This window comes from Burkholderia pyrrocinia (genome assembly GCF_001028665.1).
GTDB lineage: Bacteria > Pseudomonadota > Gammaproteobacteria > Burkholderiales > Burkholderiaceae > Burkholderia > Burkholderia pyrrocinia.
Genome location: NZ_CP011503.1, coordinates 3027921 through 3049730, shown reverse-complemented (window position 1 = coordinate 3049730; position 21810 = coordinate 3027921). Strand labels below are relative to the sequence as shown.

The 21810-nt window shown below is 65.4% G+C and carries 21 protein-coding genes; 3 read left to right on the top strand and 18 right to left on the bottom strand.

Features of this window, described 5'->3' with window-relative positions:
* Positions 1-10: 10 nt before the first annotated feature.
* A complete protein-coding gene (locus ABD05_RS13945) occupies positions 11-1216 on the bottom strand; it encodes a MexX/AxyX family multidrug efflux RND transporter periplasmic adaptor subunit (RefSeq protein ID WP_047900629.1) in 1206 nt (401 codons plus the stop codon).
* Positions 1217-1365: 149 nt separating this feature from the next.
* Between ABD05_RS13945 and ABD05_RS13940 the strand changes: the two genes are divergently transcribed.
* Both ABD05_RS13940 and ABD05_RS13935 read left to right on the top strand, forming a co-directional pair.
* On the top strand, positions 1366-2013 hold the full coding sequence (locus ABD05_RS13940; protein ID WP_047900628.1) for a TetR family transcriptional regulator: 648 nt from the start codon (positions 1366-1368) through the stop codon (positions 2011-2013).
* 338 nt (positions 2014-2351) lie between these two features.
* Complete coding sequence (locus ABD05_RS13935) at positions 2352-3617, top strand: M23 family metallopeptidase (protein WP_047900627.1); 1266 nt, start codon at positions 2352-2354, stop codon at positions 3615-3617.
* A gap of 165 nt (positions 3618-3782) precedes the next feature.
* On the opposite strand, the gene ABD05_RS13930 is transcribed toward ABD05_RS13935, so the two are convergent.
* The 9 genes from ABD05_RS13930 to ABD05_RS13890 all read right to left on the bottom strand — a co-directional run bounded on the left by ABD05_RS13930 (position 3783) and on the right by ABD05_RS13890 (position 15676).
* Entirely contained in the window at positions 3783-4508 is a 726-nt protein-coding gene (locus tag ABD05_RS13930) for an amino acid ABC transporter permease (RefSeq protein WP_047900626.1), read from the bottom strand.
* 2 nt (positions 4509-4510) lie between these two features.
* Entirely contained in the window at positions 4511-5233 is a 723-nt protein-coding gene (locus ABD05_RS13925; RefSeq protein ID WP_047900625.1) for an amino acid ABC transporter permease, read from the bottom strand.
* 93 nt (positions 5234-5326) lie between these two features.
* Positions 5327-6142 carry an ABC transporter substrate-binding protein gene (locus tag ABD05_RS13920; RefSeq protein ID WP_047901208.1) on the bottom strand — a complete coding sequence of 272 codons (816 nt, stop codon included), beginning with the start codon at positions 6140-6142 and terminating at the stop codon, positions 5327-5329.
* 206 nt (positions 6143-6348) lie between these two features.
* The gene (locus ABD05_RS13915; RefSeq protein ID WP_238594074.1) at positions 6349-7353 is read right to left on the bottom strand and encodes a fimbrial protein; all 1005 of its coding nucleotides are present in this window, start codon (positions 7351-7353) and stop codon (positions 6349-6351) included.
* A 244-nt stretch (positions 7354-7597) separates the two neighbouring features.
* Positions 7598-10600: a two-partner secretion domain-containing protein gene (locus tag ABD05_RS13910; RefSeq protein WP_047900623.1), complete on the bottom strand. Its 3003-nt coding sequence runs from the start codon at positions 10598-10600 to the stop codon at positions 7598-7600.
* Entirely contained in the window at positions 10597-11328 is a 732-nt protein-coding gene (locus tag ABD05_RS13905; RefSeq protein ID WP_231944037.1) for a fimbria/pilus periplasmic chaperone, read from the bottom strand. Before ABD05_RS13905 ends, ABD05_RS13910 begins: the two co-directional genes overlap by 4 nt.
* A 154-nt stretch (positions 11329-11482) precedes the next feature.
* Complete coding sequence (locus ABD05_RS13900) at positions 11483-14098, bottom strand: fimbria/pilus outer membrane usher protein (protein WP_047900622.1); 2616 nt, start codon at positions 14096-14098, stop codon at positions 11483-11485.
* 210 nt (positions 14099-14308) lie between these two features.
* Entirely contained in the window at positions 14309-15067 is a 759-nt protein-coding gene (locus ABD05_RS13895) for a fimbrial biogenesis chaperone (RefSeq protein WP_047900621.1), read from the bottom strand.
* 24 nt (positions 15068-15091) lie between these two features.
* Complete coding sequence (locus ABD05_RS13890) at positions 15092-15676, bottom strand: fimbrial protein (RefSeq protein ID WP_047900620.1); 585 nt, start codon at positions 15674-15676, stop codon at positions 15092-15094.
* Between the two features lie 219 nt (positions 15677-15895).
* On the opposite strand from ABD05_RS13890, the gene ABD05_RS37520 reads away from it, so the two are divergent.
* On the top strand, positions 15896-16099 hold the full coding sequence (locus ABD05_RS37520; RefSeq protein ID WP_141684951.1) for a hypothetical protein: 204 nt from the start codon (positions 15896-15898) through the stop codon (positions 16097-16099).
* Between the two features lie 38 nt (positions 16100-16137).
* On the opposite strand, the gene ABD05_RS37515 is transcribed toward ABD05_RS37520, so the two are convergent.
* From ABD05_RS37515 to ABD05_RS13855, 8 genes are all read right to left on the bottom strand, one after another.
* Positions 16138-16323, bottom strand: coding sequence for a hypothetical protein (locus ABD05_RS37515; protein ID WP_148669081.1), 186 nt, complete (start codon positions 16321-16323; stop codon positions 16138-16140).
* Positions 16324-16347: 24 nt separating this feature from the next.
* Positions 16348-16506: an integrase core domain-containing protein gene (locus ABD05_RS38310; protein ID WP_047900619.1), complete on the bottom strand. Its 159-nt coding sequence runs from the start codon at positions 16504-16506 to the stop codon at positions 16348-16350.
* A gap of 98 nt (positions 16507-16604) precedes the next feature.
* A complete protein-coding gene (istB, locus tag ABD05_RS13880) occupies positions 16605-17378 on the bottom strand; it encodes an IS21-like element ISBcen13 family helper ATPase IstB (protein WP_047898708.1) in 774 nt (257 codons plus the stop codon).
* Positions 17375-18403: an IS21 family transposase gene (gene istA, locus ABD05_RS13875; RefSeq protein WP_047898709.1), complete on the bottom strand. Its 1029-nt coding sequence runs from the start codon at positions 18401-18403 to the stop codon at positions 17375-17377. Before istA ends, istB begins: the two co-directional genes overlap by 4 nt.
* Positions 18404-18453: 50 nt before the next feature.
* Positions 18454-19137: an IS3 family transposase gene (locus ABD05_RS13870; protein ID WP_047900618.1), complete on the bottom strand. Its 684-nt coding sequence runs from the start codon at positions 19135-19137 to the stop codon at positions 18454-18456.
* A gap of 38 nt (positions 19138-19175) precedes the next feature.
* Positions 19176-19406 carry a transposase gene (locus tag ABD05_RS38510; RefSeq protein ID WP_338012461.1) on the bottom strand — a complete coding sequence of 77 codons (231 nt, stop codon included), beginning with the start codon at positions 19404-19406 and terminating at the stop codon, positions 19176-19178.
* 54 nt (positions 19407-19460) lie between these two features.
* A complete protein-coding gene (locus tag ABD05_RS13860) occupies positions 19461-19799 on the bottom strand; it encodes a hypothetical protein (RefSeq protein ID WP_148669079.1) in 339 nt (112 codons plus the stop codon).
* Between the two features lie 543 nt (positions 19800-20342).
* Positions 20343-21647: an MFS family transporter gene (locus tag ABD05_RS13855; RefSeq protein WP_047900616.1), complete on the bottom strand. Its 1305-nt coding sequence runs from the start codon at positions 21645-21647 to the stop codon at positions 20343-20345.
* Positions 21648-21810 lie beyond the last annotated feature (163 nt).

Here is a 21810-nt window from a genome sequence, read left to right as displayed (position 1 = left end):
TTTGAACCGGTCAGGTTTGACGGGCGGCCGCGTGCGAAGCGGCCGCTGCCGGCGCCGCCTTCGACGGCGGCGCCTTCTCGACGGGCTGGACGGCCGTATCGGGCGCGAACTGCGCGGCGTTGTCGACGATCACGCGCTCGCCGCCCGTCAGGCCGCGCGTGATGCGCCAGTCATGGCCGCTCATCTGGTCGGCCGCGACCTCGACGTCCTTGACCTTGCCGTTCGCGCCGACGACACGCACCGACGTGCGATCGGTCGTGCGCAGCAGCGCATCGCGCGGCACGAGGATCGCCCGCTGGTCGACCGCCGTGTCGAGCGCGATCCGCACATATGCGCCCGGCAGCAGTTCGCGCTCCGGATTCGGGAACAGCGCGCGCATCGCGACGGTGTCGGTGGTCGGATCGACCGCGAGATCGCTGAACAGCAGCTTGCCTTTCAGCGGATACGCGCTGCCGTCGGCGCGCAACAGCGTCACCGCGATGTCGTGCTGCGCGATGCCCGTCGCGCGCCCGCTCTTCACCGCGCGGCGCAGCGCGTCGACGTCGGCGGCCGGCTGCGAGAAGTTCACGTAGATCGGATCGAGCTGCTCGACGGTCGTGAGCGGCGTCGCCTGGTCCTGGCCGACGAGCGCGCCTTCGGTCACGAGCGCGCGCCGGGCGCGGCCCGCGATCGGCGCGGTGACGGTCGCATAGTCGAGCTGCAATTGCGCACGCGCGAGCTCGGCCTTCGCGGACGCGACCTCGGCTTTCGCCTGCGTGTCGCCGGCGACGGCCTCGGTATGGTCGCGCTCGCTGACCGCGCGATCGCGCACGAGATCGTCGTAACGGCGGCGCTTGTCGCTCGCCGCGAGCGCGGCGGCCTGCGCCTTCGCGAGCGCCCCCTGCGCGGCATCGCGCGCGGCCTTCAGCGGTGCGGGATCGATGCGGAACAGCACCGCGCCCTGCTTCACTTCCTGGCCTTCCTCGTAGGTGCGCGCGGTGACGATGCCCGCGACCCGCGCGCGCACTTCCGCCTGCCGGTACGCGTCGAGCCGGCCCGGCAATTCGACGGTCATCGGCACGGCCGTCGGGCGCACCGTCACGACGGTCGCCTGCTTCGCGGTCTCTTTCTCCGCGTCCTGCCCGCCCTTGCCGCATCCGGCCACGACGAGCGCGGCCGCCAGCGTGAACGGCGCCAGCCGGCGGCAGCGCGACAGGAAGCAATTGTTGTTATTCATGGTGACCTCGGATCGTTCGCCGCCGATACAATGCGGCGGCTCAGGGTGGCCGATTATAATCAGTCACGACTGATTAAATAAACGCTGTTTCATTCTGACCGCCCCACTGTCTCAATAAAACGACAGCGAATTGTAAGGAAACTCACGACATGGCCCGCAAGACCCGGGAAGAATCGCTCGCCATCAAGCACCGGATCCTCGACGCCGCCGAGCTCGTGCTGCTCGAGAAAGGCGTCGCGCTAACCGCGATGGCGGACCTCGCCGAGGCCGCCGGGATGTCGCGGGGCGCCGTCTACGGCCACTACCGCAACAAGATGGAAGTGTGTCTCGCGATGTGCGACCGCGCGTTCGCGCGCACGTCGGAAGGCTTCGACGCGGGCGACGGCCTGCCGCCGCTCGCCACGCTGCGGCGCGCCGCGTCGCACTACCTGCAGGAATGCGGCGAGCCAGGCCCGATGCAGCGCGTGCTCGTGATCCTCTATACGAAGTGCGAGCAGAGCGAGGAAAACGGCGAATTGCAGCGGCGCCGCATGCTGCTCGAGCTGCAAATGCTGCGGATCACGAAGGCGCTGCTGCGCCGCGCGATCGCGGCGGGCGAACTTGCCGCCGATCTCGACGTGCATCTGGCCGCCGTCTATCTCGTGTCGCTGCTCGAAGGCGTGTTCGCGTCGATGATCTGGACCAACCGGCTGCGCGGCAACCTGTGGAACGACGCCGAAGCGATGCTCGACGCCGGCTTCGACGCCGTCCGCACCTCCGCTGCACTGCGAGGCCGCGCGCAAAAATTGCCGGACTGACGAAAATCGTCGTAACAAATGCTGATTTAACCCGATTTACCGCACTGCGAAACGAATGAGCTGACCCCCTTTAAAATTTTTAACGTTTCGCGGAACATCGGTAGACTGACGCTGTCATCTTTCTTTAGCGTCTTCGTGATAACCGGGTTCGACCCGGTATGCACGCCGCCGTTCGAAGCGGGCCCGCCCCGCGCGTTGGGTCGAACGGAAACGACACAGGCCCCTGGCGGGGCCTGTTTTGTTGCACGCCCGCCGCCCGCCCCGTCGCCACTCGACGGTTGTGCCGCCGACGGCCCCTGCCCACACCCCTTTGAACCGCTTTCCTGGATGTGGACACCTTGGTCAAGCCTGCCGCAACCCCTGATGCTTTCGCGCCCGGCCGCGCGCAGCGCGTCGTGCGCGCGCTCGTGCCGGCCGCCGTGCTCGGCGCCCTCGCCGCACTCGGCCTTGCCGCCGCACTGCCGGCCGTGTCGCAACTGCCCGGCGCCGTCGATTCCGGCACGGCCGCGCTGCCGCAGCGCGTACTGTCCGACACGCCGTTTCCCACCGCACAGCATTTCGTGACGAGCGAGCTCGCCCACACGCTCGGCGAGCGCAATGAATCCGGCGAACGCAACGACCGCAGCCTGCAGCCGGGCCTGTTCGCGCCGCTCAGCGCGCACCGCAACGAGATGCTCGGCTATGCGAGCCTGTTCCAGCTCGCGCCGCCCGAAAACCAGCACGGGATGCGCGCGGGCGACATCGAGCTCACGCTGTCCGATACGCTGAACCGTCTCGACGTGCCGCCCGAGGTGCGCATCCAGCTCGGCGATCTCGTCACCGGCAAGGTCGCGATGCGTGCGAGTGCGCAGCGCGGCGACTATTACCGCGTCGCGTACGACACGAACGACGGCACGCCGCGCCTCACCGCGCTCGAACTGCGCGTCGCCGGCCGCACGTTCGGCGCGATCTGGTTCCGCGCGCCCGGCACCGAGCACGGCGCGTACTACACGCTGGACGGCTCGCCGCTCGAAGCCGCCGCATTCATGATGCCGGTCAAGTGGACGCGCATCAGCTCGTTCTTCGGCGAGCGCATCCATCCGCTGTCGCAGGCGATGGCGTTCCATACGGGCGTCGATCTCGCCGCACCGAGCGGCACGCCCGTCGACGCGGCAGCCGACGGCGTCGTGTCGTTCGTCGGCACCGATCCGGGCGGCTACGGCCGCTACGTGATCGTCGATCACGCGGACGGCTACTCGACCTACTACGCGCACCTGTCCGCGTTCGCGCACGGGCTCAAGACCGGCGAAACCGTGAAGCAGGGCCAGCGGCTCGGCTCGGTCGGGATGACCGGCGCCGCAACGGGCCCGCACCTGCATTTCGAGGTGCGCGTCGCGAACGATCCGGTCGACCCGCTGGTCACGCTCGCCAGCGCACAGACAGCGCTGTCCGACATGCAGCTCACCGCATTCCGCCACGAAGCGGCGCAATGGCGCTTCCGCCTCGCGTCGATCAATACGGCGCCGTTCGCGTTCGCGCAGAACGACGGGCCGCTGTGGGGGGATTTCGCGACCGACAAATCGACACTGCGCGCGGTCTTCAACGCGCACTACTCGGCGTCGTGATGCGCGTGCCGCCCGCCGTCGCTACGGAAGCTGCGGCGCCGGCGGCCGGCCATCTACCATTCATGTCCGTACTGCACGCCGGGCCCGACCTGCCCGGTGTGCTGTCCGCTGCGGATATTCACTAGCGTTTCCTCACCGGCAGTTCACCACGGCCGCGCCACACCATCACCGCGCGGGCTCCGTGCACTTGGCCGTCGCCTGCGCGACGCGTTCCGCGCGCGAGCCCCGCGACAGCAGCCAGCGCGCCGCACCGTCGAGCGACGTGCACAGCACCAGATAGATCACCGCGACGAACAGGAAGATCGGCGCCGGATACACCATCAGCCGGTTGTTCACCTGTGTCGCGACGAACGACAGTTCCGGCACGCCGACGATATACGCGAGCGACGTATCCTTCACGAGCGCGACCCACTGGTTGACGAACGACGGCGTCATGATCCGGATCGCCTGCGGCAGCAGCACATGGCGCACCGTCTGCCAGCGCGTGAGCCCGAGCGACAGCCCGGCCTGCCATTGCCCGTCGCCCGCGGCGACGATGCCCGCATGCACCGCATGCGCGAGATACGCGCCGCCGACGAGCGCGAGCGCACAGACGACCGTCGCGAGCCCCGGCACATCCATGTGCAGCAGCACGGGCATCAGGAAGTACGTCCAGAAGATCAGCATCAGCACGGGAATCGCGCGGAAGAAGCCGATGAACGCGAGCAGCAGCACGCGTACGGGGCCGCGCGCGAGCGCCATCGCGACACCGAGCGCGATGCCGAGCACGGCCGATGCAACGGCCGACGCGATCGCAAGCACCAGCGACAGCGCGGCGCCGCCGAGCGGGCCTTCCGGGAACGCGCCGACGAGCAGATACGGCAGGTTGGCGAGCAGCAGCGAAAGGTCCATCGTCAACGCCCCGCCCCAAGCCGGTCGCGCCATTGCGTGGCCGCGTACGCACCTGCCTCGATCGCGGCCACTGCCGCGACGTACAGCAAGGTCGCGACACCGAACGCGGCGAAGGTCTTGAACGTTTCCGTTTCGACCTGCCGCGACGCATACGACAGCTCGGCCACGCCGATCGCCATCGCGAGCGACGAGTTCTTCACGAGATTCATGTATTGGCCGAACAGCGGCGGCAACGCGATGCGCACGGCCTGCGGCAGCACCACGTAGCGCAGCGACTGCATCGGCGTGAGGCCGAGCGCCGCCGCCGCGTCATGCTGCGCACGACGCACGCCGCGCAGGCCGGCTTCGCATTCCTCGGCGACGAACGCGGCCGTATATGCGCTCAACCCGACCCAGCCCGCGACGAATTCGAACGACGGCCATGCGAGCGTGAGCGGGCCCGCGCTCACTTCATGGCGCGCGTTCAACCACCCGATCCACGTGTCGGGCAGCAACGATGCGACGCCGAAATACCAGAACAGCAACTGCACGAGCAGCGGCGTGTTGCGGAACGCGACGACATACGCGGACGCCGTCATGCGCAGCGCCGTGCCGCGCGCATGCCGCATGACCGCGAGCAGCAGCCCGCCGGCGGTCGCGGCGACGGCCGACGCGGCCGCGAGGCCGAGTGTCAGCAGGAAACCCTGCCAGAGCCAGGACAGATATTTGGGAGCCAACCCGAGCATGCTGAGGTACGTGCGCGAAACACGCGATCGAAACAAACGGAAAGCGCCGTGATGCCGATGTTCCGACAGGTCGCGGCGCGCGTGCGGCGTGGCTCAGGTCTTGTCGCCGATGCGGAAGATGCGCGTAAGCGGCGTCTTCGTCGTCGGCCCGAACCATGCGTCGTAGATCTGCGTGGCGCGGCCGTTCGCCTCGAGCCCCTTCAGCGTGTCGTTGACGAAGCCGAGCAGGCGCGTCTCGCCCTTCGGCACGCCGACGCCCATGTAGTCGTTCGAGATCGTGAACGCGGGGATCTCGTAGTTCTGCTTGTCGGGCACGTTCGCAAGCAGGCCGATCAGCTTCGGGCCGTCCTGCGTGATCGCCTGCACGTTGCCGGCGCGCAGCGCGGCAAACGCGAACGGCGTGTCGTCGTACGCGACGATCGTCGCCTTCGGGAACTTCTCGCGCAGCGTGATCTCGTTCGTCGTGCCCTTGTCCGCGCCGACGCGCAGGCCGTTCAACTGGTCGGCCGATTTCAGCACGCCCTTCTTCGCAAGAAACTGCTGGCCCGACGAGAAATACGGAATGCTGAAGTCGACCTGCTTCGCGCGCTCGTCGGTGATCGTGAAGTTCGCGAGCACGAGATCGACCTTGCCGGACGTCAGGAACGGAATGCGGTTCGCCGGGTTGGTCGGCTGGAGTTGAAGCTTCACGCCGAGCTTGTCGGCGAGCGCCTTCGCATAGTCGACATCGAGACCGACGATGTGGTTGTTCCTGGCATCCACATAACCGAACGGCGGGTTGCTGTCGAACGTCGCGACGCGCAGCACGCCGGCCCTCTTGATGTCGTCGAGACGGTCCGCATGCGCGACGGTGCCTGCGGTGACGAGCGCAGCCCCGACGAGCCACGTAGCGAGAGTGTGGATTTTCATGAGCACGACCTGAATTGTTATGAAGGCCGCCGCGGATCGCGCGGCGGCCGGTTCGAGGAACATCGCGACGGAGTGTGTGGCCGCGAAGCCGCTAACGTAGCAGCGCGTGCGGCGAATCCGAACCAACAAATGGTGCTTTGCTCAGCGGGTTTCGTGATGAGGCATGGCTCGCGTGCATCACCGCGATCGCCATGCCACGCGCGCTTTCATGGAAACGTAAACGAAAACTCCGCACCGCCACTGGCATAACCGGGTGCCAGTTCGCTATCCGCGCCGGTGCGGATGTACTGGGCGCGCAGCGGCATCACGGCCATATCTCCGGTGCGCCGCATCGGATACTCGGTGGCCGCGCCCGGCTCGCCGTAGGCTATCCGCTCGCCGGTCAGCGCGTTCGTCATCACGATGTTGAAACCTTGCGCGACCCTCTGACTGGCCGGTGCGCTCAACTGCAGCAGCGTACGGTCCGGATTCGGCTTGGCGGCCTTGTCGCGGAAGCTGATCGACGGTTTCGCCGCGGCAGCGCACTGACTGAGCGCGATATCGAAATCGACGGGCTTCGACGTCGCGTGCAGGCTGGGGAAATTGCTGATCGCGAAATTGCCGAGCGTCACCGGCACGATCATGTTCGACTGGATCTCACAGCGGTTCGGCACCGTGATCTGGCATTCGCTGCCGATGCAAATGTTGCCGACGCCGACAAAGGTCTTCCTCTGCTTGCACCGATTGGGGGGAATGGTCAGTTCCGGCACAGTCACGTCGCCGCCGAGCGATACGGCGCCCTTCGGGAGATCGACCGCATAGAGCGCGACGGTCGGGTTGCCCGGCAAATTGCTGACGACCAGCTTGCCTTGCGGCAACTGAGACGCAGGCTTGTTGAGCATCAGGAACTGTCGGTAACGCATGATCTGGACATCGCCCTTGCTTCCCCCTCCTGCCGGATCGACGACTTCGCTTTTCGCAACGGCCATCGGGAAGCCACGTTGCAGCAACGTTCGCTCGACACCGTCATCGGATACGCCGGCCCACTTGAAGCCGATACCGTCGACATTCGTTTGCGCGATACCGTCCGCGATGATGGTGCCCGGCACCCAGTGCCCGGCGTTCACCAGTTCGTGCGCGCCGTCGCTGCCCGGGCCGCCGTATTTGAACGAAACGAACAGCGAAACGGAACGCTGATACAGGACTGAGCCAACCGGCGTCGAGCTCGTCAACGGCGTGACCACACGCCACGACGTCGCGTCGACGTTGCTGAATGCGCAATCGAGCGCCATTGACGCGCCCTGCGCCGCCGCATGCGCGCCCCAGACCAGCGCGATGCACCCGGCCACCGCGAACCGAAGTATCCGCCAACCTGCTCGCCCGAGCCCGCGCCATTGAATCCTTGTCATGATGCCTCTCATTGACTGGGCGGCGAACGCCTCACGCCGGTAGCGCGCGCGCCCGCCGCCGGCCGTATTACTCGATTACGCCAAGGTTGAGGCCTGCGATCTTTTGCAGCGCCGCGTCGCCCGACGTACCGCTGTTGCGGAACGTGCCCCGGTTGATGCCCACCAGACCGCCGAAGGTCTGATTCGACGATCCGATGATCCGGCCGCTAGCGGCCGAACGCTCGACCAGCCCCGCGTTCAGGCCCACGAGGCCGCCGAGCGTCGCAGCGCAGCCGCCCCCGACCGTTCCCGACGCGGACACGTCGGTCATCGTGCCCAGGTTCTCGCCCGCGAACCCGCCGACCGTGCTCGACGAGCTGCCCTGGACATTGCCGGTCGCCTGGGCCGTCGCAATCGTGCCCGACGACATGTTGGTGCCGGCGAAGCCGCCCACCGACGCCCAGCTTCCCGCCGACACGTCGCCGCTCGCGTCGACGTCCATCAGTTCGGCCGCGTTGCTGCCGACGAAGCCGCCCGTCTTGCTGTAATAGCCGCCTGTCGTCTTGCCGCGGGCAACCGCGTGGGAAATCCGGCCGGCGAAATGGCTGCCGACGAAACCGCCGTTGGCGCCTTGCCCGCCCGTGACCGCACCATGCGCTTCCGCCATGTCGATGAGCGAATCGACGCCCATGTTGATCCCGACGAAACCGCCCGTCGAACCGGTCGACGCGCTCGACACCGCGCCCGTCGCGTTGCTGTTGCGCACGATCCCCTGGTTCAGCCCGACGAAGCCGCCGATCCCCTGTGCGTATCGGCCGTCGACCACGCCTGAGGCGCTCGAGCCGGTAATGGTGCCGGCATTGATCCCGACGAGCCCGCCCGCCATGCCGCTCGATCCCCCCGTCACGCGTCCCGACGCCGATCCGCCGTCGATCGTGCCGAGCAGGTTCGCTCCCACGAGTCCGCCGACGTTCACGCCGGCAAGGTTCGCCCCTGACGTGGCGCCAAGGCTCGTCGAGCGGAGAATCGCACCGCCCCGGTTGATGCCGACGAGCCCCCCGATCGACGCCTGGTTCGACGCGCCGCCGGATACATTCGCGTTCGCCGTACTGTCGGACAGCACGCTTTCAGGTCGATTCAGGCCGTTCTCGCCGACCAGCCCGCCGACCGCATACGACATGCCGTTGCCTGTCACCGACCCGGCAAACGACGTATTGCGGATCTCCCCGAGGTTGATGCCGGCCAGCCCGCCCAGCGCATTGCTGCGATTGGCGCCCGCGCTCACCTGCATGCCAGTCGCCGTCACGTTCGAGATCTTGCCGACGTTTTCGCCGACCAGCCCGCCGATGGCTACCGGCCCGACACCCGACGCAGCGCTGACGCGCAGCGACTTGAGGTTGAGGTTGGCAAGGGTGCCGGTGTTGCGGCCGAACAGGCCCGCATACGGGCCACTGCTCGAGATGGTCAGGTTGCTGATCGTATTGCCGAGGCCATCGAATGTGCCGTAGAACGCCGTGCCGGAGCCGATGGTCTGGAACGCGCTGCCGTAGTAGGAACCGGCAATGTCGTTGCCGAGCACGTATAGCCCGCCGAGGTTCGAGCCGGCCGCCTGCAACTGGCCGAGATTCTGGATCACGGTGTAGCGCTGGCCATTCGACTCGAAGCCCGCGCCGAGCCCCGCCAACGTCACGGCCGCACCGTTGGCGAACGAATACCCGCCGACATGATTCAGCACGAACAGCGCATTCGCGCCCGTCAGCGAAATCGGCGCCGCAATTTTCACGTCCTGCCCGGAGGCGACGACAACGCGCGCGTTCGCGCCCGTCGCTCGCAGCGCGCCGTTGATCGCGACGCTGCCCTGCTTGCTGGCAAGACTCAACCGGTTGCCGCTGGCCCAGGTCACCGGCCCGTCGACCGACAGCGCGCCGCGTTCGGCGACGAGTTCGACATCGGTGGTCGCAAGGTTGCGGGCCAACGTGTCTGCCACGATCGTACCCGGCTGGTTCGCACCCGCCTTGACCCTCATCTCGGACGACGCGATGCGCCACGTACCGGCATATCCGTTGGTCGCACGCGTGTCGACCATCGCACCTAGCGCCACCTTCACGTCGGCGCCGCGCGTCTCGATCGTGCCGCCGTTGCCCGGCGTCGTCGCGCTGGCGTTCAGCATGCCCGCAACGTTGACGGTGCCTGCGTCGTAACCGTCCAGGGAGATCCGGCCAGCCGTATTCCTGAGCGTCTTCGCCTCGATGCTGCCCTGGTTGTTGACCACCGTGCGCAGCAGCGCATCGGCCGCCTTTGCGCTCATCAGCACCTGCCCGCCATCGGCCTTCAGCAGCTGTTCGTTGCTCGCCAGCGCGTCGACGATACCCTTGTCGATCTGCACGCCGAGCAGCTTGCCGCCGTCGAAATTCAACGTGACGTCGCTGCCTGCACCCAGCGCGACGGTGCCCATCTGCGCCTGGACGATACCGCGGTTCGTGACTTTCGCGCCGAGCAACGCGATCGCGCCACCTTCGCTCGCGACGAGATTGCCGACGTTCAGCACCTCGCTCGGCGACGAGCCGGCGAACCGGTAGCGGCCGGCCTCGAAGTCGTCATTCTTGATGTCCAGCGTCGTCGCGACCAGCCCGCCCACGTTGACCTGCGCCCCCTTGCCGAACAGGATGCCGTTCGGATTGACGAGGAACACGCGGCCGTTCGCGTCGATGTTGCCGTGAATTGCGCTGGCGTCCTGCCCGACGACCCGGTTCAGCGCGACCGACGTCGCGGACGGCTGGTTGAGCGTGACGCGCTGTCCTTTGTCGATGTTGAACGACTGCCAGTTCGTCACCAGTTTGTCGCTGTGCTGGTTGATCGACATCTGCTGCCCGTTGTCGTAGCGAAGAATGTCCGCCTTCCCGGACACGATCGTCTCGCCTACCGGCAGCGCGTATGCGGGCGTCAACGTCAGCGTGCCGCCCGCGAGCAGTGCCAGCACCGCGACGACGCGCTCGCGCACCGCGGACTTGCCGCGCCGGCGTACCCGTTCGCCGGCCACCTGCCAAGCGCCCTGCCCGGCGTTCCATACCAAAGCGTATGTCTTGTTCACTTCTGTTTTCCTTGTAATGGTTGAATCCCTGCCGATGCCCCCGGCAGGACGGGTACCGCAAGCGTTGACGTACCGGTGCTCGCTGCGGCGGCGAGCCGCGCCCGGTACTCGTGCGATGCGCCGCTGTCGTCGACGGCGTCGAACACGAGCTCGCCCGGATGCGCGGCGGCATGCGCACCGGTCGGGATCTCGGCGCGACCGAACGGCGCGACATCCACCGCGCCGTTCGCAAGCTCGACGGGTACGCCGTGCAGCGTCACGCGCGTGAGCGTCACGTAGTACGGGGTGGGGTTGATCGCGACGATCGACGAGGCCGCCTTCGTCCCGCCCTGCGTCCAGGCGAGCCGGTTCGGTGCGTGTTCGGGATCACCGTCGAGACCCGGCGGCCGATACAGCAGCTTCATCCTGAGCCGGTACGCGATGCGCAGCGTGTGATCGCCCGCCGACGCGGCCGGCGGCACTTCGAGCAGGTTGATCCAGAAGCAGGATTCCCGATCCGGTGCGAGATCGCCGCCGACGGACTGCACGCGGATCGACAGCGGCTGCGCCGGATCGAGTCTTGCGAGCGGCGGCGCGACGATAAACGGCACACGCAGGCGGCTCGGGTCGACGTTCGCGTCGCCATCGTCCAGCCAGGCCTGCACGAGGATGGGTGCCGGCCCGCCGTTGCGCGCGAGTATCGCCAGCGAACGCGCGTCGCCCGGATAAACGAAGCGGGTTCCGATCACGGACAGCGCCGCCTCGCACCGAACCGTGGCGATGCTCGCCACGCATGCCAGCACCGCCGCACGCACGATGCGAACGGTGCCGGCCCGCCCGCGTGAACGGTATCGCGCAATGCGGATGACAGCGTCGACAGGAAAGGCGGAGCGGTGCATCGGACTAACGCTCCCCGACACGGTCAGCGGACGGTGCGGCGGCCAGTGGAGGCGCCGTCGACACACGGCAGGTGCCGGTCATCGTCACGTAGCCACTGCCCGTGTGCTGTGCGGCCGGCACCGAATAATCGATCACGCACTGCTGATCGGCACGCGCCCCCCATTCGACGCGGATCCGACCATCGTTCGCAGCGCTGCGCACGAACAGGCGACTGCCCTGGCCGACCACGCCGAGCGCGGCACCGGTGCGCGCGTCGAGTGCGCGCGCCGCAAACGGCAGCGGCCGACCGTCGTCGGTCTGCGCGTCGATCAGCAACGCACGCGCCTTCAGCGTGTCGTAAGGCAGCATGACGACCGAGCCCGCGCGCGGGGCAACGCTGCGCGAGACGGTCTTCAGTTCGACATCGTCCGGGACGTCCTTCGGATCGATGTCGACCTTGTTGAGCTGATACGGAATGAGGCTCGGTACGATCGCGTAGCCGAACCGGTCGACGCGTGCGCTCGTGTTGGCAACCAGCGCGCCGCGCGCGTGCGGCGCGTGCACGACGCCGATCGTCTCGCTCAGCGTGGGTGCCGGCGTCAGACCGCCCGGGTGCAGCACCAGGCCGCCCGTCGCGTTCGCCGATGCCTGCTGGTATTCGCGCCCGAGGCCGAAATTCGCCGACAGCGACACCGACGGCAACTGATAACCGACGCCGACGCCGCCCGACGCCGCGCGGTTGTTGCCGTCGTAGCTCGACGACAACGAATACGACCCGTCGCTCCGCTCGCCGAATCGGCCGGCCACGCTCGCCGTGGCGCTCGTGCCGGCACTGCTGTCGTGCGTGACGAGCGTGCTGAAGATCGGCGCGCGCCGCGCGTTGTGCCCCAGCGGGATCGATACGTTCACGCTCACGAGCGTGCTGCCCGACCCGCCGCCAGAAGAAGGGCCTCGCGCGGACAGGTTGCGCACGCGCTGCACCGACGCGGTCAGCGTGGCGTCGCGCCATTGCGTGCTGTAGCCGAGCGTGAAACTGAGCGACTGCCCGCCCCCCGCCCAGTAGCTGAGCGCCGATCCGTTCGCGTAAACGTTGCCCGATCGCCCGATCTGCTGACTCACGTTGAGGTCGACCCGATTGCGCAGCCGCGGAAACACTTCGGCACCGGCTCCCTGGTCGCTCCGGCCATTCAGCAGCAACGCATCGCGCAGGCCGAGATAGCCTTTCGTCGAGTAGCGATAGGCGAGCAGCGAAAAGTTCGTGCCGCTGTTCGGCAGGTTCTTGCTGTACGACACGCGGATACTCGACCCGGTCAGACGGTCGCTGCCTGGCGGCTGGGTCCGCGCGATCGTGACGTCCGCCGCGAAGCCGCCGATCGACGTGTTGAGCGCGACACCCATCAGCACCGACTGGTAGCGATTTGCAAACGCGGCGCCTCCGTAGGCCGTCACCGTATTGCTGACGCCTCGCTGCACCGTGAACTGGCCGACGTATTGCGTGCCGATATCGCCGCCGAGGTCGATTGCCCGCCCGGCCATTGCGCTGAACCGCGTGCTGCCGGGACGCAACAACTGGACCGTCGTTGCAAACGGCACCACGAAACTGCGCGTTTCGCCGTTCGCCTCGGTCACCGTCACGTTCAGGTCGCCGCCGTAGCTCATCGCCTGGAGGTTGTCGATCGCGAACGGCCCGGGAGCGACGGTCGTCTCGTGAACGAGATAGCCGCGCTGATAGATCGACACCTTCGCGTTCGACTGTGCAACGCCTCGCACGGTCGGTGCGTAGTAGCGCTGCTCGTCGGGCAGCATCCGGTCATCGCTGGCGAGTTGCACGCCGCGAAACGACACGGCGTCGAACAGCGCGCCGCTGGTCGAACTCTCGCCCGCCAGCAACTGCGCGTGCCAGTCGGGCAGATCGGTTTGCGCATAGACGAAGCCGCGCTGATAGCGCGCGCCACCGCGCTGCGACCAGGTCAGGTTGCCGTTGTGACGAATCCGGAAGCGCCCTGCGCTCGCCGCCATCGAAAGGCCGGTGTAGAGCTGCGAGAACTCGTAGCCGCCGGAGCGCGTCGTGAACGCGCTGACGTTGTAGTTCAGCAAGGCAGCCGGCACGCCGTTCGTCCAGTTTGCCGGATCGACGTAGGTGCTGTGGCTGGCCAGCCGCATGTAGAACTGCGGTACCGTCAGATACAGTTTCTGCTCGGCCGGATCGAACGACAGCACCGCACCGGGCACGTACCGGGAAGGCGCGTCGCAGAACAGCCCGTCGGGCATCGGATTCGGCGGCTGGCTGCCGTCCTGGCCTCGCTCGCTCCGGTCGAGGTCGACGCCGGCCCGCTGCAGCAGCAGCCGGTCGTAGCACGGCCGCACGTCGCCCCGCTCGTCGCGACGGAATGTGATGTCTTCGACCCCGCGCCACTGCCCGTTGACGATCAGATCCGCACGATGCTGCCCCGGTACGACACCGTTCGGACGCTCGAACGGCGTCGTATCGATCGGCTCGCTGCCCGCGTCGCGCATCAGCATCGAATCGTCGAAATGCGTCGCGCCTGCGGGCGGGGGAATCGGCGATGCGCCCGCGCCTGCACCGCGTGCGTTGTCTGGCTCGATCGCGTCCGCGACAGCGTTTGCACTCGCCGACATCGCTACCGAAGCAAATACCGAAGCGACTGCCAGCAGACAGGGCCGCCGCGAGGGCCGCGGGACTAGTCCAGATGTGAATGAAGAACGTGAACCTTCTGAACTCCGCATGTCGATACAGTTATTTTGCATGCCGAACCGCTTGCATCTCATTGCCGCCTTGGATTCGACATGCAGGATCATGCCCCTGGACGCGTTGCGTGGACCGACTGCTCAGTCGGTCAGTTTTTTGGTTATCGTGCTGCGCCCGCCGTAGTCGTCGATGATCATGTATCGCACGGCTGCCGGGCGATGCGATCGTGTAGCGACACCCGGCAACGGGAAACGCTGGGTGCCGAATGGCGCGACCATCCCGCCGCCGGACGAGATGAAGGTTCCACCGACATCGCCTTCAACCATCCCGAACGAGACGTAATAGGGTGTCGGATTGGAAACCTCGAGCGACACCTGTCGCTCGCTCGTATGCGACGTACCGGCAGATACCTTCCAGACCAGTTTGTCCGGCGCAGTCTCGACGTCGTTCGCAAGCGCCGCGGGCCGGTAGAACAATTTGACGCGCGTCCGGAAGGCGAAGCGCAGCAGGTTGTCCGTGTCCTGCTCCGCTGCCGGCACCTCGAGCACATTGAGCCAGAACACCGACTCACGGTCGGCGGGCAGCGGCTCCTGCATGTTCGTGATGCGCAGCACCGCGCCCCGCCCCGCTTCGACGCGCACCAGCGTCGGCGTGACGATAAACGGCGTGCGCATCTGCTCGGGAGGAACGTTGGCGCGACCGTCGTCGATCCAGCTCTGTGCGAGTACCGGCGCGGCGCCGGAATTTTCCATCCGGACGGTCACGTCGCGGGCATGCTCAGGGAAAATCACCCGGGTACCGTCCAGCAGAAGCGCTGCCTGCGCCAGCGCGGCGCAGGCAGCCCACGCCACGAAGCCGGCCACGGATGCTAAATAAGGATTACGAATTGACAAGGCCATGACGTGGAACGGGAAATGCACCGATCAGTGGTAAGCGAGCGTGTACCGAATGAACGAGTTGCCCGAACCGGTCTTGATCGCGGCCGGTTCGGCGGTCGATACGTAAGCCGCCGAGTAGGTCAGGGTCGCCGTGTTTTTGTCGATGGTCGCGACCTGCGCGTCCGCCAGATTCTGCGGCTTGCCAAGCGGAATCTTGCCGGTCTTGCCGTTGCCCGCATCGCTGATCTGGATCTCGACGCCCTCCGCCGGCTTGGTCCCGATGAGCTTCAGGTTGCCGGTTTCCGGGTTGACGTTGACCGAAACCGGATCGAATTCGATCACGACCTTGGTACCGTCCGCACAACCCGCGTTGCCGCCAAGCACCAGGTTGAACGGGACGGGCGTCGACGTCGCACCGATCTTGTCGAACGTGCTCGGGCTGATGCGGTCGCCGAGCTGCACTTCCTTCCGGTTGCCGGGACCGGGCGCTGCGCCGTTGATGTTGCAGGTGACGTCGGAGATGCTGCCGTAGAAGGCGAGTTCGCCGTCAAATGCGTGGGAAACCGACGGTACCAGCGCGACGCTCGCGATGCCGGCGGCAACGCAACCCCGAAGCAGATTCATTTTCATCGTTGAATTCCTCTAAAAGCAGACGTTTTTCTCGAAACAACTCGATCGACATGCAGGCACCTCACTGCCTGCAACACGGATCGAATCGCCTTATTCCGAATAACCGAATGATTCCATCCAGAAAAATGACGACCGAGCCATTCTATTTTCCAATACGGATTCCCGATATCGTACAAGTAAGAATTATTTGATTAATTTGTCCACTCAGGCGAAGTTCAAATGAAGGCATATGCCGACGCCCATCGTTCCAGTCTGCGTGAAGCGGTTGTCGCGGATCACCTCGCCGATTCCCCAAGGACGATCAACCGCCTCGCCAGAAACGATTGGCAACGATGCGACATGACATCCGGTCGATTCGGCACGATGCGCCAAGGGCAGCCAAAGAAACCTTCACCAATCGTCAAAATTATTGAAAACCGATAATTTTTCACCTTGCACGCGAAGTAATTTGGAATTTATTTTCAGAGCCAATCCGACATAGGACAAATCAAATGACCCAATTCATCATGGATTTCCCTTTCGCCAAGAGATTGGTCGTGCGCAATCCCCATCGCCCCGACTTCGACTTTCGATCGCGATTCGCCATAGCGATCCAGAATTTTTCCCGAAATCACATCGACGAATGCTCCATCACGGACGCGTCTCATTCCGCGACTGACCTGCCCCCGGTTTTAGTCCGAACTGCAGTTAGAGTCCGAGGTTAAAAACTGCTGCTTCGCGTCGTGCGCCCGAGCGAACTGCGCAGGCGTCAGATAGCCGAGTGAACTATGGGGCCGCTCGGTGTTGTACTCGATACGCCATTCCTCAATCAGCCGCTTGGCGTGGCGCATTGAGACGAACCAGTGCTCATTCAGGCATTCATTGTCAAACGCATTTGAAATCTGAGCCACTTCGCGCCTGATCGCGCAAAGTAAAACTGAGCCAGTCGTTACTTCTTCGATGTCGGGACGTGCCCGGCTTTGCGTTGCTGTTTCAGTCTGTAGCTGTCTCCTTTGATCTGGATGATGTGGGCATGGTGGAGGATGCGGTCGAGCATCGCTGCAGTGAGGGTGGTGTTGCCGCCGAAGGTTTCGTCCCACTGCGCAAACGGCAGGTTGCTGGTCAGGATCATCGAGCCACGCTCGTAGCGCTTGGCGACGATCTGGAAGAAGTGACTGGCCTGATCGCCCGAGAGCGGTAGATAGCCGATCTCATCGACGATGAGCAGCCTCGGGCCGAGAATGTTGTGCCGAAGAACGGCGTCGTATCGCTCCTGTCGGCGTGCAGCCTCGAGCTGTAACATCAGATCCGCCGCCGTGATGAACTTCGTCTTGATGCCGGCCTGCGTCGCTGCATATCCGATGGCGATCGCGAGGTGCGTCTTGCCCACGCCCGACGGACCAAGCAACACGGCGTTCTCGCCTCGCTCGATGAAGCGTAGCGTGGCAAGCTCGTCGATTGCCTCGCGCGGGGCCCCGACGGCGAAGCTGTAGTCGTAGTCATCCAGTGTCTTGATGGCGGGAAACCCGGCCATGCGCACCAGTGTTTGCCGCGAACGAACTTGCCTCGTCTCTCGTTCGTGCGCGAGCGCGTTCTCGAGGAAGTCGAGGAAACTCCATTGCTTGGCCGCCGCGTCGCTGGCCAGAGCGACGTATCGGTGCATGAGTCCCTCGAGCTTCAGGCTTTGGCAGTGCCCGTCGATGCGTTCCTGCTGCAAGTTCATGCGCGCACCTCGGTCAGTAATTGCTGGTAGACGGACAACGGGTGCTGGATCGACATCGCGGGATCAACGCGCGGCCGAGCGACGGCGCGAGCCGGCAATCGGGGCAATGTGTAGCCAGGCATATCGAGCAAGCAAGCCCGTTCTCGTTGCTCCAACAGAATCGCGGGTGCCTGCCCGGTAACCGGATGCACGCGCTGGTTGGCCACGTCGCGCAGCCATTTACTCACCTCGACGTTCGCAGTCGCGGCATCGAGCATCAAGCCGGATTGTTTAAGCTGGCTTGCCAGCGGCACATAGAAATTGCCGCGCAGATAGCGGTGGAATCGCTCGACCTTGCCCTTGGTCTGCGCGCGGTACGGTTGGCACAATCTGGGCAGGAAGCCGTACCGCTTGGCCAGATCGAGCAGGCCGGCGTGCCAGCGATGTTGGCCGTCGCCATAAGCATCGCGCTCGACAACGATGGTCTTGGCGTTGTCGTAAAGGATCTCGCGAGGAATGCCACCCAAGGCTTCGAACAGCGCATGATGACAGGCAACCAGCGTCTCGGCGCGTTCATCGGTGGTGAAGCGTGCCCAGCGCCAACGACTGAAGCCGAGCGTGGCGGTGAAGGCGTAAAGCGGGTCGGTGCCTCGTCGGAAGACAACGAAATCGCACTGCATCTGCCGACCGGGCTCGGTCTCGAACCTTACGACTGGATCGGGCTTCGGCATGGGCTTATGCGTGTTCATGAAAGCCTGCAGGCTTCGCAGTTGGCCCTCGTAGCCGCGCGCCCGCAACTCGCGCAGCAGCGCCGGCGCTGCGATGGTCTCCGGTGCTGCGGCCCTCATGCGCTCGATGATGTACGCCTCGAACGCTCCGAGCTTGGTTGGCCGCGGTTCACGCGGCTTGTAGCGCGGCACTTCCTCAGCCGACAGGTACCGCGCCACCGTGTTGCGAGAAATGCCCAGGCGCCGCGCGATCTCGCGCTCCGATACGCCTTGGGCTTTGAGCACATGGATTTGCATCCACTGTTCCTTCTGGAGCATCGCCAGCCTTTGCGCGCAAAAGGCTGACTGTACTGAAAGGTGGCTTAGATTTACTTCGCGCGAAGTGGCTCATTATTACTTTGCGCCCAACATTCATCGCGGAACCGCCCGTTGAAGCTCTCGATATAGGCATTCTCCACCGGCTTGCCAGGCCGAATGAACGACAGCGTGACACCGGCTTCGTAGGCCCATGCATCCAGCACCTTACCAGCGAACTCCGGCCCGTTGTCGACCGTGATGGATGCGGGCAAGCCTCGCATCTCCTTGAGCCGCTCGAGCACTTGCTGCACGCGTAGGCCCGGCAATGAAGTATCGACCTCGATGGCCAAGCACTCGCGTGTGTAGTCGTCGACCACGTTCAGGCATCGAAACTGCCGACCATAGGCCAGCCCGTCAGAAACGAAGTCCATCGACCAGCTCTGATTCGGGCCTGTCGGTAACGGCAGCGGCGTGCGCTCGACAGCCGCAATACGCTTGCGTCGCCGCTTGCGCACGCTCAGCCCCGCCTTGCTGTACAGGCGCCAGATGCGCTTGTGGTTGGCGAAGCAGCCATCCCGCTGCAGCAGCACGTGAATCCGGCGATAACCGTAACGGCGCTTCTGCGCAGCGATGGCCATCATCCGGCCAGTCAGCGCTTCGTCGTCAATTCGGCGGCGTGATTCGTAGTGAAACAGCGAGCGCGAAATCCCTACCAGCCCGCAGGCCCGGGTAACACCCATGGCACGTTCGGTCATCAATATCCGGACCGCTTCGCGCTTGGCCTGCGGGCTTGCTACTTTCGAGCCAGCAGGTCCTTCAGCGCGGCGTTGTCGAGCATCGATTCGGCCAACAGACGTTTGAGCTTGCTGTTCTCCTGCTCCAGTTCCTTCAGGCGCTGTGCTTCGGAGACCGTCATCCCGCCGAACTTCGCTTTCCAGTTGTAGTAGGTCGCTTCCGATATGCCGTACTTGCGGCACAGCTCGGCCGGCTTCAAGCCAGCCTCGGCTTCCTTCAAGATGCCGATGATTTGTTCTTAAGTGAATCGCTTTTTCATTGCCGTTCCTCTCTGGAACGGACTCTACACCGTCACCGTACTAAACGCGGGGAGCAGGTCACGACCGCCCCAGTCATCGTCCGGCGAGCGATGCACGGCTCGCGTCGAGCGTGATGCCTTGCGCGCGTTCATCCGCACTGACATTCGCTGCTGGTCGGGGGTTTCGGCGGCGTCCGGCGCAAGTTCCGTGACGTGCGCGAGATCCGTATTCGGCAGGTCGCCAGCTTCGCTGATCGCTGCGCCGTCGTGCAATCGACCGACCGGCAGCACCGATCCGGCGCTGCTGCGCGACCATCTAGCGGGTGCGCTCGGCGTCGCCGGCAGGCGACGTAGGCGGTAGTTCGACCGCGTGCATCGACGCATGTCCTCTGCGTACCAGTTCGACGATCGTTTTGTCCCCTGCTCGGCGTCGCTCCGGAAGCCCCGAACGAGGCGACCGCAGGTTTGCTCATCGTGTCTTTCTTTGACTTGGCATGACACGTCATCGCATCGCCATCCACCCAGTCGGCCGCAGGCAGCCCCGTCACCGCGGTCCGGCAGATCCGGACCGTCGCGACGACATGTAGCAATCGACATGGGCAAGCCGCCACGCGGCACCAACCCTGCCTCGGCTCGCGAACAGCGCAGCGCACAAAAAAAGACGCCCGCTGCACGCAGCGGGCGCGAATCCCAGTCAAGGAGGTGTCACACGAACTACAGGTTCAGATTAAGGAAATCGCCTGCAACGGACAACGAATCGATTTCAATATCGATATGACGGGATGCGCTCATGCCCGCGCATCCCGCGTCGAGCAGTGGATGCCGCCGCCGTGCCGCTGCCGCCCGCGTAATCACACGCCGCAAAAAAAAGTCCCGCCGGCTGGCGGGACGTTCGTCACGATGCGAATGCGCGCGCGGCGCAGTCGATCACGGTTCGTGGCGCAGGTACCCTTCCTTGCTCGGATCGCGCATCCGCCACGACACGATCAGCGAGATCGCGCACAGCACCGTCACGTACCAGTAGAAGGTTTCCTCGCTGCCGATCGACTTGAACCACAGCGCGACGTATTCGGCCGAGCCGCCGAAGATTGCGTTCGCGACCGCATACGACAGGCCGACGCCCATCGCGCGCACTTCCGGCGGGAACATCTCGGCCTTGATGAGGCCGCTGATCGACGTGTAGAAGCTGACGATCGCCAGCGCGACCGTGATCAGCGCGAACGCGGCCACCGGGCTCGTCACGTCCTGCAGCGCATGCATCAGCGGCACCGTGCCGATCACCGCGAACGAGCCGAACAGGATCATCGACGTGCGGCGGCCGATCCTGTCGGACAGCGCGCCGAACACCGGCTGGATCAGCATGTAGACGAGCAGCGCGACGGTCATCACGTTGCTGGCCGTCTTCGCGTGCATGCCGGCCGTGTTCACGAGGTACTTCTGCATGTACGTGGTGAACGTGTAGAAGATCAGCGAGCCGCCGGCCGTGAAGCCGACCACCGTGAAGAACGCGCCCTTGTGCTGCCACACGCCGCGGATCGTGCCGGCATCCTTCTTGTCGCGCGACGCGCTGGTCGACGTCTCGTCGAGCGATTTCCGCAGGTACAGCGAGATCAGCGCGGCCGCCGCGCCGACGACGAACGGAATGCGCCAGCCCCACGCCTTCAGTTCGTCGGTCGACAGCGTCTGCTGCAGGATCACGAGCACCAGCAGCGCACACAGCTGGCCGCCGATCAGCGTCACGTACTGGAACGACGCGAAGAAGCCGCGTCGGCCCTTCAACGCGACCTCGCTCATGTAGGTCGCGCTCGTCCCGTATTCGCCGCCCACCGACAGCCCCTGGAACAGGCGCGCAACCAGCAGCAGCGCCGGCGCGAGCGCGCCGATCTGCGCATAGGTCGGCAGCACCGCGATCACGAGCGAGCCGCCGCACATCATCAGCACCGAGATCATCATCGCGGCGCGCCGGCCGTGACGGTCGGCGATGCGGCCGAACAGCCAGCCGCCGATCGGGCGCATCAGGAAGCCGGCCGCGAACACGCCGGCCGTGTTCAGCAGCTGCGTCGTGGTGTTGCCGCTCGGGAAGAACGCCGGCGCGAAGTACAGCGCGCAGAACGAGTAGATGTAGAAGTCGAACCACTCGACGAGGTTGCCCGATGAGGCGCCGACGATGGCGAACACGCGCCGCCGGGTGTCATGCGCGGACAGCGCAGCTTGGTCGGTCTGGACGTCCATGGATTGGTCTGTTCCTTTTAGTGCTTTCTGGGCGAGACGGCTGGAGGCCGCCGCGTGCGGTCGCACGTGGCACCGGTTCCGGCGGCACGGCGCTACGGGATTTTAGCGAAATGTAAAGTAACAGGCTTTCCGGGTTCGTCCGGATGTAGAAGATTTTTCTCCC

Coding starts and splice junctions, on each gene's coding strand:
- ABD05_RS13870 (WP_047900618.1), bottom strand. CDS start 19,137: ATGACCGAACGTGCCATGGGTGTTACCCGGGCCTGCGGGCTGGTAGGG.
- ABD05_RS13900 (WP_047900622.1), bottom strand. CDS start 14,098: ATGTCGGCGAGTGCAAACGCTGTCGCGGACGCGATCGAGCCAGACAAC.
- ABD05_RS37520 (WP_141684951.1), top strand. CDS start 15,896: ATGAAGGCATATGCCGACGCCCATCGTTCCAGTCTGCGTGAAGCGGTT.
- istA (WP_047898709.1), bottom strand. CDS start 18,403: ATGCTCCAGAAGGAACAGTGGATGCAAATCCATGTGCTCAAAGCCCAA.
- ABD05_RS37515 (WP_148669081.1), bottom strand. CDS start 16,323: ATGAGACGCGTCCGTGATGGAGCATTCGTCGATGTGATTTCGGGAAAA.
- ABD05_RS13895 (WP_047900621.1), bottom strand. CDS start 15,067: ATGGCCTTGTCAATTCGTAATCCTTATTTAGCATCCGTGGCCGGCTTC.
- ABD05_RS13920 (WP_047901208.1), bottom strand. CDS start 6,142: ATGAAAATCCACACTCTCGCTACGTGGCTCGTCGGGGCTGCGCTCGTC.
- ABD05_RS13945 (WP_047900629.1), bottom strand. CDS start 1,216: ATGAATAACAACAATTGCTTCCTGTCGCGCTGCCGCCGGCTGGCGCCG.
- ABD05_RS13860 (WP_148669079.1), bottom strand. CDS start 19,799: ATGCGTCGATGCACGCGGTCGAACTACCGCCTACGTCGCCTGCCGGCG.
- ABD05_RS13930 (WP_047900626.1), bottom strand. CDS start 4,508: ATGGACCTTTCGCTGCTGCTCGCCAACCTGCCGTATCTGCTCGTCGGC.
- ABD05_RS13855 (WP_047900616.1), bottom strand. CDS start 21,647: ATGGACGTCCAGACCGACCAAGCTGCGCTGTCCGCGCATGACACCCGG.
- istB (WP_047898708.1), bottom strand. CDS start 17,378: ATGAACTTGCAGCAGGAACGCATCGACGGGCACTGCCAAAGCCTGAAG.
- ABD05_RS13940 (WP_047900628.1), top strand. CDS start 1,366: ATGGCCCGCAAGACCCGGGAAGAATCGCTCGCCATCAAGCACCGGATC.
- ABD05_RS38310 (WP_047900619.1), bottom strand. CDS start 16,506: ATGCGCCACGCCAAGCGGCTGATTGAGGAATGGCGTATCGAGTACAAC.
- ABD05_RS13925 (WP_047900625.1), bottom strand. CDS start 5,233: ATGCTCGGGTTGGCTCCCAAATATCTGTCCTGGCTCTGGCAGGGTTTC.
- ABD05_RS13890 (WP_047900620.1), bottom strand. CDS start 15,676: ATGAAAATGAATCTGCTTCGGGGTTGCGTTGCCGCCGGCATCGCGAGC.